The 14,388-nt window shown below is 44.5% G+C and carries 14 protein-coding genes; 13 read left to right on the forward strand and 1 reads right to left on the reverse strand.

All coding sequences use genetic code 11. The features are described 5' to 3' along the window. The first annotated feature begins 29 nt into the window (after window positions 1-29). The 10 genes from AC0L13_RS07280 to AC0L13_RS07325 all read left to right on the forward strand — a co-directional run bounded on the left by AC0L13_RS07280 (window position 30) and on the right by AC0L13_RS07325 (window position 9,576). Complete coding sequence (locus AC0L13_RS07280; RefSeq protein WP_473645402.1) at window positions 30-1,160, forward strand: LysM peptidoglycan-binding domain-containing protein; 1,131 nt, start codon at window positions 30-32, stop codon at window positions 1,158-1,160. Next, window positions 1,150-2,037: a phosphotransferase gene (locus tag AC0L13_RS07285; protein WP_473645404.1), complete on the forward strand. Its 888-nt coding sequence runs from the start codon at window positions 1,150-1,152 to the stop codon at window positions 2,035-2,037. Before AC0L13_RS07280 ends, AC0L13_RS07285 begins: the two co-directional genes overlap by 11 nt. 11 nt (window positions 2,038-2,048) lie before the next feature. Beyond that, on the forward strand, window positions 2,049-2,771 hold the full coding sequence (locus tag AC0L13_RS07290) for a YebC/PmpR family DNA-binding transcriptional regulator (RefSeq protein WP_473645407.1): 723 nt from the start codon (window positions 2,049-2,051) through the stop codon (window positions 2,769-2,771). 286 nt (window positions 2,772-3,057) lie between these two features. Next, window positions 3,058-3,663, forward strand: coding sequence for a Holliday junction branch migration protein RuvA (gene ruvA, locus AC0L13_RS07295; protein ID WP_473645409.1), 606 nt, complete (start codon window positions 3,058-3,060; stop codon window positions 3,661-3,663). A 31-nt stretch (window positions 3,664-3,694) separates the two neighbouring features. After that, window positions 3,695-4,699: a Holliday junction branch migration DNA helicase RuvB gene (ruvB, locus tag AC0L13_RS07300; protein ID WP_473645411.1), complete on the forward strand. Its 1,005-nt coding sequence runs from the start codon at window positions 3,695-3,697 to the stop codon at window positions 4,697-4,699. A gap of 42 nt (window positions 4,700-4,741) precedes the next feature. Next, on the forward strand, window positions 4,742-5,782 hold the full coding sequence (queA, locus tag AC0L13_RS07305; RefSeq protein ID WP_473645413.1) for a tRNA preQ1(34) S-adenosylmethionine ribosyltransferase-isomerase QueA: 1,041 nt from the start codon (window positions 4,742-4,744) through the stop codon (window positions 5,780-5,782). A gap of 38 nt (window positions 5,783-5,820) precedes the next feature. Continuing rightward, a complete protein-coding gene (gene tgt, locus AC0L13_RS07310; protein WP_473645415.1) occupies window positions 5,821-6,960 on the forward strand; it encodes a tRNA guanosine(34) transglycosylase Tgt in 1,140 nt (379 codons plus the stop codon). A 39-nt stretch (window positions 6,961-6,999) separates the two neighbouring features. Beyond that, window positions 7,000-7,278 (forward strand): preprotein translocase subunit YajC, encoded by a 279-nt coding sequence (gene yajC, locus AC0L13_RS07315; RefSeq protein WP_473645417.1) that lies wholly within the window; start codon window positions 7,000-7,002, stop codon window positions 7,276-7,278. 291 nt (window positions 7,279-7,569) lie between these two features. Next, entirely contained in the window at window positions 7,570-8,685 is a 1,116-nt protein-coding gene (locus AC0L13_RS07320) for an RNA-guided endonuclease InsQ/TnpB family protein (protein ID WP_473645419.1), read from the forward strand. A 249-nt stretch (window positions 8,686-8,934) separates the two neighbouring features. Continuing rightward, window positions 8,935-9,576, forward strand: coding sequence for a DUF421 domain-containing protein (locus AC0L13_RS07325; RefSeq protein ID WP_473645421.1), 642 nt, complete (start codon window positions 8,935-8,937; stop codon window positions 9,574-9,576). Here the strand turns inward: AC0L13_RS07325 and AC0L13_RS07330 are convergent. Next, a complete protein-coding gene (locus tag AC0L13_RS07330; RefSeq protein ID WP_473645423.1) occupies window positions 9,570-11,087 on the reverse strand; it encodes a putative polysaccharide biosynthesis protein in 1,518 nt (505 codons plus the stop codon). The two genes, AC0L13_RS07325 and AC0L13_RS07330, sit on opposite strands and share 7 nt — an antisense overlap. A 96-nt stretch (window positions 11,088-11,183) precedes the next feature. On the opposite strand from AC0L13_RS07330, the gene AC0L13_RS07335 reads away from it, so the two are divergent. The 3 genes from AC0L13_RS07335 (at window position 11,184) to AC0L13_RS07345 (ending at window position 14,330) form a co-directional block, all read left to right on the forward strand. Continuing rightward, window positions 11,184-11,495, forward strand: a complete 312-nt coding sequence (locus AC0L13_RS07335; RefSeq protein ID WP_473645425.1) for a post-transcriptional regulator — start codon at window positions 11,184-11,186, stop codon at window positions 11,493-11,495. 131 nt (window positions 11,496-11,626) lie between these two features. After that, entirely contained in the window at window positions 11,627-13,894 is a 2,268-nt protein-coding gene (secDF, locus tag AC0L13_RS07340; RefSeq protein WP_473645426.1) for a protein translocase subunit SecDF, read from the forward strand. 97 nt (window positions 13,895-13,991) lie between these two features. Next, window positions 13,992-14,330, forward strand: coding sequence for a LapA family protein (locus tag AC0L13_RS07345; protein ID WP_473645427.1), 339 nt, complete (start codon window positions 13,992-13,994; stop codon window positions 14,328-14,330). The last annotated feature ends 58 nt before the right edge of the window (window positions 14,331-14,388 follow it).

Consider the following 14,388-nt stretch of genomic DNA (forward strand, 5'->3'; position numbering starts at 1 on the left):
GATGGATTGATGGAAGGGGGATTTTGTTAGTGGATGTCCATATTGTTGTAAAAGGGGATACGTTGTGGAAAATTGCACGACAGTACGGTATCCCTTTTGAAGATTTGAAAAGGGTGAATGCCCATTTGGCAAATCCGGATTATATCGTTCCGGGTATGAAGATTTTTCTGCCAAAGAAGAAAACTGCACCTCTGCCTAGTGAAAAAGGCAAAGAAAAAATGCCTGAGAAAGTAAAGCCTTCTACGCCTCCTGTAATGGAAAAGCCGAAGCAACCGGTTCCATTGCCTAAAGAAAAACCGATATTTGAAATGCCGAAGCCGCCATCCGTGCCGAAGCAGCCTATGCCTATGCCTAGTGCGCCTGTTCAGAAGCCGCCTGTTGCGACACCTCCGCCGGCTCAACCAGTTCAACCTTTGCCGTCTATACCGCCTGCCGTTCCGACACCGCCGATGGCAATGCCACAATTTTTCCAACCAATTATGCCTGTACCTTGCGGGTGGATGCCTATTTACGATGCGGATTGTGTACCGCTGCCGTTTCCAAGCTTCACTCAACAAATGCCGGCGCCTATGCCAACGCCAGCCATGCCGCCACAAGCCATGCCTTCTCAAGTAATGCCAGCGAAGGAAATGCCGACAACGCCAGCTAAATTAGGAGTGAAACCACCTTCGATTGAAATTACCGAAGACCTGGAAGAATTTGAAGAGTCACCAATCTATCCAGGAAGAGGACCTGGAGTTTCCCCGCCTTATCCGGTCAGAGGATGGGAATTGATGGAGTCACCGATGATGCCACTTGAATCACCAGAAGATATGGTTCAATACCCGCAGGAGCAGGGATATGTGCCCCAAATGGTATCACCGGAGTTTCAAAATCCAAGCGAGATGATGATGCAACCTCAGCAACCATTCTTTTTCGGTTATCCATGTCCTCCGATGCCTATTCATCACTGTGGATGCCCTCACCATGGATTTTACGGGTTTGGTCCAAATGAGATGCAAGCGAATTATATGATGCCGATGCAAGTAGGTCCGATGCAAATGTATCCTACACAAATGAATCCAATGGAAGTAAGTCCGATGCAAATGAATCCAATGCAAATGAATCCGATGCATATGCATCCTTTCTATCCTATGGATAATCACGGATGTGGTTGCTGACCGGCGTATGGCGCTGGAAAAGAATATCCGGAAAGTAAAGAAAAATGTATGGAAGATGGTCGAAGGGGAATCCGCCTATTCGTTAAAGAGGTATACGACGCGTTCAACAGCGGTGAAAGTAGAATATGTACACCGACAGTTGCACGCGATCCGATTTCCTAATATTGTACCGATCATTCCGACAGAGGATCCGTTATTCATCATGCAGCCGTGGATTGAAGGAACAAAGCCCGTCAACTTCAGACGGCGGATCGATCGGACCGATTCCTTATTGGCTCTTCAAGCGCTGCATCGGACAAAGGAGCAGATCGATTGGGACGCCTCCCCTTATCTGCATAGATATCAGCTCTTGGACAAATGGCAAGAAAGATTAGAACGCTTTATTGATAATCGGGAAGCTTTCGGGAAATTCATAAGGAAACAAGCGATTGATGAAATAATCATGTATGGGGAAGAGGCTCTTCCCATTCTGAAAAAGAACTATCGGAAGCTTTCGGGCTATACGTTGCTTCATGGGGATGTCGTACATCATAATATTCTTCGTGATGGAAACGGTTTAATTCGCTTCATCGATTTCGACCTTGCGTGCACTGGGCCCCCTGGAACCGAATTGGCGCTTTGGATGCACCGCGTCTTGCCAAATGTCTGCTACAATTTGGAGTTCCTACTGGCCGAGCAGTTGTCTTTAAATGATCTCGATAACGCATCTAAATCTATGCTCCTGTATCCGAATGAGATGTTAAGGGAATGGTTGCATCTTTTAAATATGCCGGAAGCGAAGCAGGAAAATCTTTCTAGAAAGCTCATCCCCTTTACGGAGTATGCCCTCTCTTCATGGCCGAAGTTATGGTATGATGTAGAACGGAACATGAAGTAGGAGGATGCATAATGGCTGGCCATTCAAAGTGGAAAAATATCCAAAACCGTAAAGGCGCGCAAGACGCGAAGCGAGGCAAAATCTTTCAAAAGATGTCGAGGGAACTATATGTTGCTGCAAAATCGGGTGGAGGAGAGCCTGACATGAATCCCGCACTCCGTCTTGCAATCGAGAAATCAAAAGGCTTCAACGTGCCAAATGATGTCATTAAAAGAGCTATCGATAAAGCGACTGGCGCAGGTGCGGATGAAAACTATGAGGAAGTCGTCTATGAAGGATATGGACCTGGAGGAGTAGCTGTTCTTGTTTATTGTCTAACAGAGAACAGAAACCGTACAGGACCGAATATCCGTGTAGCTTTCAATAAAAATGGCGGAAGCTTGGGAGAAAGCGGATCAGTCGGCTATTTATTCAACCGTAAAGGACGCCTGTTTGTCGAGCGTACTGCTGACACCGATGAGGAAGCAATCATGCTTGCGACGTTGGAGGCGGGTGCTGAGGACATCGAGTCGACAGAAGAAGGCTTAGAAATTATTACAGAACCGTCCAGCTTCATGGAAGTAAAAGAAGCTTTGGAAGCTGAAGGAATAGAATTCATTTCGGCGGAAGTTGAAATGATTCCGACGATCTATACGGAATTGCAAGGCGATCATGCCGACCAATTTGAAAAGATGATTGATGCATTAGAAGACGATGATGATGTACAAAATATTTATCATAATGCAAGTCAATGAATGAGCCGCCTCTCCAGCGGCTTTTTTTATTTTGCGGCTTTTTTATTGTCCAGCTCCGGATGGCAGCAGCTCGGGTCGCTTCGGTCTTGAAGCAAAAGGCAAAAAGCGCCTTTTGTCCAAGCCCTCCATCGAAAGCCGTAACGAAGAACGGCTTTTGCGAGTAAAAGCGAAGCATTACGAGCACATCTTTGCCCTGCTGTCGCAGCTGAACGCCACCCTCCGCTTTTCTATGTAGAAAACCCGTTCGTATGCTATAATAGTTTCGATACTTTAGGGGGAGAATGGCTTGTACGATTATATAAAAGGAATAATTACCCGGGTGACACCCGAATACATAACGGTTGAACAAGGCGGCATCGGTTGGCAGATCATGACGCCTAATCCATATGCCTTCCATCAAACGGAAGAAGTACAGCAAGTATTCACTTATTTACATGTGCGTGAAGATATGCAGTGGCTGCTCGGATTCAAGTTGATAGAACAACGTGAATTGTTCAAGAAGCTCATCACTGTTTCCGGAATCGGTCCGAAAGGTGCTCTCGCCATTTTGGCAAGTGGCATTCCTTCTCAAGTCATCGGTGCAATTGAAAGGGAAGACGAAGCATTCCTCGTCCAGTTCCCAGGCGTCGGGAAAAAGACGGCACGTCAAATCATCCTTGACTTGAAAGGGAAGCTCGGGGATTTATTCACGGAAATTGAATTGCCGGATACTGACGTGACACTGCTTTCATTAGCCGAAAACGGCGCGTTGGAAGAAGCAATCCTTGCTTTGCAGGCGCTAGGCTATTCACAACGTGAACTGGCAAAAGTGAAGACAGAGATGCAAAAGGAAGACCTAGATACGGAAGGCTATATGAAGTTAGCACTGCGTCTATTATTGAAACAAAAATAATAAATCGAAATAGGAAGGAGGAGCGGTATGTATGGAACGGGTCATTTCAAGTGAACAATCCAATTATGACGACAGCTTCGAACAATCATTACGTCCTCAGACATTGCATCAGTATATTGGGCAAGAGACTGTAAAAGACAATTTGAGCATATTCATCCAAGCGGCAAAAGGCAGGAGCGAAAGCTTGGATCACGTCCTTTTGTATGGTCCGCCAGGTCTTGGGAAAACGACGCTTGCAACTGTCATAGCGAACGAAATGGGCGTCAATGTAAAAATGACGAGCGGGCCGGCGATCGAAAGGCCGGGCGATCTCGCAGCGGTCGTTTCATCATTGGAGCCGGGCGACGTCCTATTCATCGATGAAATTCACCGATTGAACCGATCAATCGAGGAAGTGCTTTATCCGGCAATGGAAGACTTTTGTCTCGACATTGTTGTTGGGAAAGGGCCATCCGCCAAATCAATACGTCTCGACCTCCCGCCATTCACATTGATTGGGGCGACGACGCGAGCTGGTTCTTTGTCCGCTCCGCTTCGTGATCGTTTTGGTGTACCGCTCCGTCTGGAATATTATGGGGAAGACCCATTGAAGGAAATTGTAATTAGAAGTGCAAGCTTGTTCGATGTTGATATCGACGCCAATGCAGCAGTTGAAATAGCGAGGCGCTCGAGAGGAACGCCGCGAATCGCCAACCGTCTTCTGCGCAGAGTGCGTGATTACGCACAAGTGCGTGGTGACGGCAGTATTACAATGAATATTGCGAAAGAAGCGCTTGAAATGCTGCAAGTCGATTCACATGGTCTCGATCACATTGATCATAAATTGCTTGTCAGTATGATTGAACGATTCCGTGGCGGCCCGGTCGGGATCGATACGATTGCCGCAAGCATTGGCGAAGAGTCCATCACGATCGAGGACGTTTACGAGCCATACTTGCTGCAAATCGGTTTCCTCCAAAGAACACCTCGCGGCAGGATTGCTACTAGACTCGCTTATGACCACTTCGGTTACACGCCGCCCGATTCGATGACGTAATAAAAGATGTTCAATAATTGATAGAAGGAGTTCACCCGCATTATGGATGTAAATGATTTTGATTTTGAATTACCGGAAAGCCTCATTGCACAAACGCCTCTCAAAGATCGGACAGCGAGCAGGTTGATGGTTTTGGATAAAGTGACGGGAGACGTAAAACATCGTCAGTTTCGTCAAATTGTGGACGAGCTGCAGGAAGGGGATATCATTGTTTTGAACGATACAAGAGTCCTGCCTGCTCGTCTTATTGGCACAAAGGAAGATACAGGCGCGTCGATTGAAGTCCTCCTTCTGAAAGAGACTGGCTCGGACGAATGGGAGACGCTCGTGAAGCCTGCAAAACGGGTGAAGGTCGGAACTGTTGTAACGTTTGGAGACGGCAGATTGGAAGCAGAATGCACCGAGATCCTCGAACAAGGGGGAAGAATATTTAAATTCCGGTACGAGGGCATTTTCTATGAAATTCTCGATTCTCTCGGGCAGATGCCCCTTCCTCCTTATATAACAGAGACGCTTGATGATCAATCGCGTTATCAAACCGTCTTTGCGAAAGAAAGAGGCTCCGCCGCGGCACCTACTGCGGGTCTTCATTTCACCGAGGAGATCTTGCAACAAATAAAGGACAAAGGCGTTGGCGTCGAATTTATCACATTGCATGTCGGCTTAGGAACATTCCGCCCTGTAAGTGTAGATTCGATTGAAGACCATACAATGCATTCAGAGTATTATCAAGTGACTGAAAAGGCGGCAAACGCAATCAACGAAGCAAAGGCGAGAGGTGGAAACGTCATTGCGATTGGCACGACTTCTGCAAGGACGCTAGAGACGATCGCTTCGCAAAATGACGGAAAAATCGTGCCGACTAGTGGGTGGACGTCAATTTTCATCTATCCCGGGTACGAGTTCAGCATTCTCGATGGTATGTTGACGAACTTCCATTTGCCGAAATCGACGTTAATCATGCTTATTTCGGCGATGGCGACACGTGAAAATGTGCTCGCCGCCTATAAAGAAGCGGTGAAGGAGAAGTACCGTTTCTTCAGTTTCGGGGACGCGATGTTCATCAAGCCGCACAAAAAGTAAAGAGGTACTAATCCTCGAAATAGAAAGGATCACACGAAATGGCAGCAATTACTTACGAACATATAAAAACATGCAAGCAGACAGGAGCTCGGCTTGGCATCGTCCATACGCCTCATGGTTCTTTTGAGACACCGGCTTTCATGCCTGTCGGAACTCAAGCGACGGTGAAAACGATGTCTCCTGAGGAATTGAAAGAGATGGGTGCCGGAATTATCCTCGGCAATACGTATCATCTTTGGCTCCGCCCGGGAAATGATATTATAAAAGAAGCAGGCGGCCTCCATAAATTTATGAATTGGGATCGACCGATTTTGACGGATTCAGGCGGTTTCCAAGTGTTTTCATTGAGTGAATTCCGTAAAATCGAAGAGGAAGGCGTCCATTTCCGCCATCATTTGAATGGCAGCAAACTTTTCCTAAGCCCTGAAAAAGCGATGGAAATTCAAAATGACCTAGGTTCGGATATTATGATGGCTTTCGATGAATGTCCGCCGTATCCTGCAACATTCGAATATATGAAGGCTAGTGTCGAGAGAACGTCGAGATGGGCAGAACGTTGCTTGAAGGCGCATGCACGTCCTGAGGACCAAGGGCTGTTCGGGATCGTGCAAGGCGGCGAGTTCGAGGAGCTGCGCAAACAAAGTGCTAAAGACCTCGTCTCGCTCGATTTCCCAGGATATGCAATTGGCGGTTTATCCGTAGGTGAGCCGAAAGACGTCATGAATCGCGCTTTAGAATTTACGACGCCATTATTGCCGGAAAACAAACCCCGCTATTTGATGGGGGTCGGTTCTCCTGATTCCTTGATCGACGGAGCGATTCGCGGAGTCGACATGTTTGACTGCGTATTGCCGACACGTATCGCACGGAACGGGACGTTGATGACGAGTGAAGGCCGCCTCGTCGTGAAAAATGCGAAATACGAACGCGATTTCGGACCATTGGACCCGAATTGTGATTGCTATGCTTGTAAAAACTATAGCAGAGCGTATATCCGCCACTTGATTCGTGCGAATGAAACATTCGGCATCCGTTTGACGTCCTATCATAATCTGTATTTCCTTCTACGGTTAATGGAGCAGATTAGGGATGCAATCCGGAATGATCGTCTTGGCGATTTCAGAGAAGAATTTTTTGAACAATACGGATTCAACAAACCAAATGCAAAAAACTTTTGAATCTTGTATAATAAACCGAGAGAAAAGGGGGGGAATAGAATGAATGATGGTAGTATGCTCGGGACGTTGCTTCCGATAATTGCGATGTTCGCAATCATGTGGTTCTTGTTGATTCGACCTGCACAAAAGAGACAAAAGCAGACAAAGACAATGCAAGAAAGTTTGAAGCGTGGCGATAAGGTCATTACAATCGGCGGTCTTCACGGCGTAATCGATGCTGTTGACGATACATCTGTATTTTTGAAAGTCGCTGACGGCACAACATTGCAATTCGATAGACAAGCTGTCGGACGTGTTGTGGATGCAAGTGCATCTTAATAATGTCCATGTTCAAAGAGGCGGATTCACAGTATTGAAACTGTGAACCGCCTCTTTTTCATCCTAAAAAATCGGCGAGGATACCCCTACTTCAATCGTGTGAAGGAAGTTAGCCCAACGATAATTGGGGGAGGAATTGCCTCAGATACGGTATGGTACGCTTAAAATAGGTAAATTTTGTACCATATCAAGTATCTGAAACTTACGCCTTGCCTCCTCCTATCTCTATTTTGGCTATTTAACATTTACTGAAAATTCGGTATAATAGAGATGGTGAAAGGTGGTGAAGTCATGTCAACAAATACTGCAAAAATACAAATCTACGTTTCTGATCATCACACTGAAAGTCTAAGGATGACAACTAACGCTTATCGGAAGGCTTGTAACTGGTTATCCAAACATATATTTGAAAAGAAAAATGTAAATCAAGCAAAGCTTAATGATTTGTACTATAAGCAATTACGTAATCGTTTTGGTCTAAAAAGCCAAATGGCTCAATCTGTGATGAAAACTGTCATTGCTCGTTACAAGTCCACTAAATCGAATGGGCATGAATGGTCTTTGATTGAATTTAAATCTCCTGAATATGACCTTGTTTGGAATCGAGATTACTCACTAACTCAAAATCAATTTAGCGTAAATACATTGGATGGCCGTTTGAAACTAAATTATGAGCGTAAGGCTATGAAGAAATACTTCAATGGCACTTGGAAATTCGGTACTGCAAAATTGGTGCATAAGCATAATAAGTGGTTCTTACACATCCCAATGACAAAGGAGTTCCAGGAACTGGATTTTGTAAATGTAAACCATATCGTTGGTGTTGATTTAGGAATCAACTTTCTTGCGACTACTTATGATAGTCAAGGAAAGACTGCCTTTTACAATGGAAAGGTTGTTAAACATAAGCGTGGTAAGTTCACAGCCACTCGTAAACAATTACAAATACGACAAACACCGTCTGCTCGTAAAAAACTAAAACAAATAGGTTCAAGAGAAAACCGTTATGTAACTGATGTCAATCATCAAATTACAAAGGCACTCGTTGACAAATACCCTAGAGGTACGATGTTTGTATTAGAAGATTTGACTGGTGTTCGTTCTGCAACTGAAAAGGTACGGGTGAAAAACCGCTATCTTTCTGTATCGTGGGCTTTCTACCAATTCCGTCAACTACTTGAATATAAAGCTGAGATGAATGGCCAAAAGGTAATTACAGTAGACCCGAAATACACTTCTCTAACTTGTCCGAAATGTGGACATGTGGAGAAAGCAAATCGAAACAAGAAATTACACATCTTTACGTGTAAAGATTGCCAATACCAATCAAATGATGACCGTATAGGAGCAATGAATCTACACCGTAAAGGGATTGAATATATGGGTGTAGTTGCCACAGGAGCATGACTCCTTTGGCAGGGGCGAAGTCAACCGTCCTTATGTTCCACCATACTAAGGTAGGAGAGCATCGCTCGTTTGCACTACTGGGTAGGAACAAGCGTAGTTGCTATCTACGAGGGTAGAAGCACTGTCAAACTCTGACAGACGCAAGCCCCCACTTCAAACAACCTGTAAGGGTGTTAAGTGGTGGGGTGTTGACTTGGGTATATTCCTGAACGGGAAAAGGCATGCTTTCCTGAAGAGGAGGGATACTTAATGAATGATCTTCTAATCATCGGATTCAGGACAATTTTGTTATATGTGTTCATCCTGATCATTCTCCGGCTGATGGGAAAACGGGAAGTTGGAGAATTGAGCGTCATCGATGTCGTTGTCTTTGTCATTATGGCGGAGGTCGTAGCAGTTGCATTGGAATCGCCCGATAAAAAGTTGAGCCACTCCATTTTTCCGGTGCTCCTTCTACTGGTAATCCAGCTTCTGACATCTTTCCTTTCCTTAAGGAGCAAAAAATTCAGAGATGTTGTCGATGGTGACCCAACATTGATCATACAAGATGGAATCATCCAAGAAGAGCAGATGAGAAAACAAAGATATAATTTGGATGATTTATTTCAACAGCTTCGTGAGCAGCAAATCGGATCAATCCGCGATGTGTCCTATGCGTATTTGGAGCCTTCTGGGAATTTGTCGGTCTTCACATATGAAAACGCCCAACCGGTCCTTGCTCTCATATCCGATGGAATCATTCAAAGCCGCCATATCAAATTGATCGGGAGATCCGAAGATTGGCTTATTCAAGAGTTGAAAGAGCAAGGTGTAAGTGACGTGGATCAAGTCTTTTATTGTTCATTCGAAAATGGGAAGATACACATTCAACTGAAAAAAGCTTTTCAATAATTTTTTATCAATCTTTTTAGCATGAAAACATCATTTTTCTTCACTTGCCCGAAAAGCAGCAAAATGACGAGAAGGAATGCGGTCGTAATGATGCATTCGGTCAACAGACCAAAATTGCCGATTGGTATGAAACTAGGACGTATGACAGCAACCATGATAAAGGATACATAAGGCAGGGCGAACATCGTGAAACCGGCCGCTGCTGCTTTGTTTTTCCGTAAAGTTGCGATATGAAGGAAAGAAGTGACGAGGACTCCGAATCCGATTGCGAGCACTGCCCCAGTTTCCTGTAAGCCGGGCTGAGAAGCTAAAACGAACATGACTCCCAGTTTAGCGATACCACCATATACTGAATTCATCATTCCTGCCTTTGCATCCCCAGTTGCTTGCAAAATGGAGTATAACGGGCTTTGGATGTAATAAAAGAAAAATATAGGGGCAAGCAATGTCATATAGGAACCGCCTTCGCTAATATGAAAAAGCTTCTCGGCAAGCGCCTGTCCGTGAATATAAAAAACAGCTGCAGCGAATGCTCCCGTCAGTGCTGAAAGACGCAGCGCCAAATGGATACGCTCTTGCAATCTTTTCTTATTGCTTGAAGCAGCAGCTCCGCTTACGGCAGGCACAAGCACGACAGACAAAGCGTAAGGAATGAATGAAGGGAAGAGCAGCAAAGGGATGAGAACGCCTGAGATGACCCCGTATAGCGATGTGGCGGCTACTGCTCCGACTCCTGCCATTGATAAGGCACGAAGAAAAATGATTGGCTCCAAGAACCAGGTGAACGTGCCGAATAATCTGCTGCCAGAAGACGGCAACGCAATCGATAATAGCGGTTCCATTGGATAGCGTTCTTTTTTGACGACAGGCTTCCTGTCACGACGTTTATGCTGTTGGTATTTGAACCATAAATAACAGGCGGACAACCCCTCAGCAAGCAATGTGATGCCCATCGCATAAGCGGCATTCATAGGGTTGTTATCAGGGACTAGAAAAATAGGCAACATCCATGTAATCAAAACGATTCGGAATAACTGCTCAATAATTTGCGACCAAGCCGTTTCTTCAATTCTGACTATCCCTTGAAAATATCCTCGGATCAAACCGCAAACAGCTGCGATCGGAATGATGGCGATTCCTACATATAACGTAGTGGAAGTAGCTGCATTTCCTAATAACGTTTCGGCTAAATATGGGATGAAAAGAATGGATAGCGGGATGAATATCGCACCTGTGAAAATTGTGATGAAAGTCGCAGTCTTCATGACAGCGGGAAGCTTTGCAGTTTCCCCTTTCACTTTCAATTCCGCAATCACCTTCGCAACTGCAATCGGCACGCCTAGTTGGACGAGTGACAAGAAGAATATGAATGCTGGATAAGCGGTCATGTAGATTCCGACCGCTTCTTCTCCTGCGACGCGCATGAATTGGATGCGATAGACGAATCCTAATAGTTTGGTCATGAATACGGCAATCATCAGTATGGCAGTTCCACGGATGAAAGTGGACAATAAAAACAACTCCTTCTCAATTCCGGTCATTTCGTATACACTAAATCTATGCATAGGTTTGTCTATTTACGACTGAACGGGAAAGGGATGGAAAAGGTGACGATTCAATTCGAGCAGATATTCAAACATGCGCTGCCTGCTATTCAGAGCAAAAGGGATGAATTCCGTCTTTATGGCTACCACACAGTGACAAATGAAGAAATTTGGAAATTTTGTATTCGTAAAAAATGGCGGAAGAAAAATGTGTCTACGATGCGAATCCATGAAATTGTAAATGGCATCTTGGCATTGACGCCTGCTGAATTCATGACGTATACCCAAATCGAGGAACAAAGGGATTCTAATTGGTTCTCAGATTTGAACAGCGATGAGCTCCAGCTGCTCCTTTCACCGAAAAGTAAGTCATGATTAGATATTCAATGAATGTCCAACTATTTGACAGATGCAATACTCTGTTTCATAATTGGAGTGTTGTATTTTCTTAAAAACTGTACATAGCAAACGTTTTACCGTTCCACGTACAGAGGGGGAACTAATTTATGAAAAAAAGAAGCCGGATCGTATCGTTCCTATTATTGCTTGTCTTGTTGGGTTCTTTAATAGGCGTTACGGTTAATCCGATTATAAAAGATGTAAGGCTCGGACTTGATTTACAAGGGGGCTTTGAGGTCCTATACGAAGTTCAGCCACTCAAGGACGGTCAAAAAATTACGGAAGATGTTGTGGCCGATACAGCTGGTGCATTACGAAACCGTGTTGACGTGCTCGGAGTAAGTGAGCCAGTCATCCAAGTCGAATCCAATAACAGGATCCGCGTGCAGTTGGCCGGTGTGGAAGATCAGGAAACAGCACGTGAACTATTATCCACGCAAGCAAATCTAACATTCAGAGATGCAGACGATAATCTGATGTTGGATGGAAATGATTTGAAAGAAGGAAAGGCGAAAGCCAACTTCGGTCAAAGTGGTAATCCAGTCGTAACGCTTGAGATGAAAGATCCAGATAAATTCGGCGAAGTGACAGCTGAAATTAAAGCTAAAGCTCCTGAAAATGTCATGGTCATCTGGATGGACTTTGAAGAGGGTGTCGATTCATTCAAAGAGGAAAGAATGAAGGAAAAACCGAAATTCATTTCCGCGCCTTATGTAAGTCAAGTTATCAATTCATCCAATGTTGAAATCTCAGGAAGCTTCACAGTGGAAGAAACTAAAAGCTTGGCAGGCATCTTGAATGCAGGGGCATTACCAGTCCATCTTGAAGAAATCTACTCCACTTCTGTTGGTGCTCAATTCGGTGCACAGGCGTTGGATAAAACGATTCTTGCTGGAATTGTTGGTATCTCATTAATTTTCATTTTCATGTTAATTTATTACCGTATTCCTGGATTTGTCGCTGTTATCACACTATCTGTCTATATTTACCTAATCCTTACTGTCTTCACAAGCATTAACGGGGTTCTTACACTTCCGGGAATTGCAGCTCTGATGCTCGGGGTCGGTATGGCAGTCGATGCGAATATCCTGACATACGAGAGGATTAGAGAAGAACTGCGTGTAGGGAAATCAGTGAAGACGGCATTCTCGGTAGGTGCGAAATCTGCATTTACTGCCATCTTGGACGCCAATATAACAACTTTGCTCGCAGCTGTCGTGCTATTTATTTTCGGGACAAGCTCCGTCAAAGGCTTTGCAACAATGTTAATCATAAGTATCTTAGTCAGCTTCTTGACAGCCGTATGGGGCTCACGTTTATTGTTAGGTCTACTCGTTAATAGCGGTATGCTTGATGGCAAGACAGGCCTGTTCGGTATTTCGAAAAGGCGGGTTCACGCACCTGAAGAAGAAGTGGATACCCTTGATCTATCAACGAAATTTGATCGCTTCGACTTTGTTCATTCCCGTAAGAAATTCTATGTCATTTCGATGGCTTTGATTATTGCCGGTATAGTTGTCCTCGGTATTTTCAAATTAAACCTCGGAATTGACTTTGCAGGCGGTACGCGTGTTGAAATTTTATCGGACTCTCCAGTAACGACTGAGGAAATTTCAAGTACGCTTGAAAAAATTGGCCACCCAGCAACTGACATTGTCATTTCTGGTGATACGAACAATATTGGCGTTGTACGTTACAAAGAAGAGTTTAGTCAAGAAACTGTCAATAAGTTCAAGAAAGATCTTGAAGCTCACTTCGGTGCAGACCCGAATATTTCAACAGTATCCGATACAGTTGGTAAAGAACTCGTGCAAAATGCATTGAAAGCTTTGTTAGTCGCTGCGCTAGGGATCGTCATTTATGTCGCTTTCCGTTTCGAATGGCGCATGGGTGTTTCATCCATTATCGGCTTGATCCATGATGCTTTCTTCATGGTTGCGGTATTCAGTATAACGAGGCTGGAAGTGGATATTACATTCATTGCCGCCGTACTGACGATTGTTGGGTATTCAATAAACGATACAATCGTTACATTCGACCGAATCAGGGAAAATCTGAATAAAGTTGGAAAAATCGATAATGTGGATACGTTGGCGGACATCGTCAATAAGTCACTCCGTCAAACTTTGGGCCGTTCAGTGAACACAGTGTTGACCGTCGTCTTTGTCGTAGTCGCACTGATTGCACTTGGAGCAGAAGCGATCCGCCCATTCTCGATCGCCTTGCTGATCGGATTGCTCGCAGGGACGTATTCTTCCATCTTCATCTCAGCTCAAATCTGGTTTGATCTGAAGAAGAAAGAGCTTCAAAAAACAGGCACGTTGAAAGTCGATAAAGAGAAAAAACAATGGGGTTCCGACGAGCCTGTCGTCTAATAACTACGGCTCCGACGACGTTTCAAACCTCAACGGAACAGGGTATACTTAACGTATATCCTGTTTTTATTTTGCTTAAAAAGGAAGGTGGAGAAGAATGAAGATGCAATGGTCGTTAATATTCAGTATTCTTTTCGCCATCATCATCGCTGTATTCGCCATACTTAACGTTGACCCGGTTCGAGTGAACTACTTGTTCGGAGAAGCGCATCTGCCACTCATCCTCGTCATTCTTTTCACAGCACTGCTCGGCGCAGCCATTAGCGGCTTCATAGCAATGTTCAAATCCATCCATGCCAATCGGCAAATCAATGAACTAAAAAAGGAAATGACTGCGAAGGAAATTACGATTGCAACTCAGCAAAATGAAATAGCTGCATTGCAACATCTAGTTGATCCAGCAGCCAATGAGGAGAAGCTTGAAGGAGAAACGTAAACAAAGCATCCTATTCGGGTGCTTTTTTCATGCAGTACAACATAAACGATTTATTTAT

The sequence above is a fragment of the Sporosarcina sp. QA0331 genome (assembly GCF_055808055.1).

Excerpts from the sequence above, each read along its gene's own strand:
- tgt (WP_473645415.1), top strand. The coding sequence starts at position 5,821 with ATGGCAGCAATTACTTACGAACATATAAAAACATGCAAGCAGACAGGA.
- secDF (WP_473645426.1), top strand. The coding sequence starts at position 11,627 with ATGAAAAAAAGAAGCCGGATCGTATCGTTCCTATTATTGCTTGTCTTG.
- AC0L13_RS07325 (WP_473645421.1), top strand. The coding sequence starts at position 8,935 with ATGAATGATCTTCTAATCATCGGATTCAGGACAATTTTGTTATATGTG.
- yajC (WP_473645417.1), top strand. The coding sequence starts at position 7,000 with ATGAATGATGGTAGTATGCTCGGGACGTTGCTTCCGATAATTGCGATG.
- queA (WP_473645413.1), top strand. The coding sequence starts at position 4,742 with ATGGATGTAAATGATTTTGATTTTGAATTACCGGAAAGCCTCATTGCA.
- ruvB (WP_473645411.1), top strand. The coding sequence starts at position 3,695 with ATGGAACGGGTCATTTCAAGTGAACAATCCAATTATGACGACAGCTTC.
- AC0L13_RS07290 (WP_473645407.1), top strand. The coding sequence starts at position 2,049 with ATGGCTGGCCATTCAAAGTGGAAAAATATCCAAAACCGTAAAGGCGCG.
- AC0L13_RS07345 (WP_473645427.1), top strand. The coding sequence starts at position 13,992 with ATGAAGATGCAATGGTCGTTAATATTCAGTATTCTTTTCGCCATCATC.
- AC0L13_RS07320 (WP_473645419.1), top strand. The coding sequence starts at position 7,570 with ATGTCAACAAATACTGCAAAAATACAAATCTACGTTTCTGATCATCAC.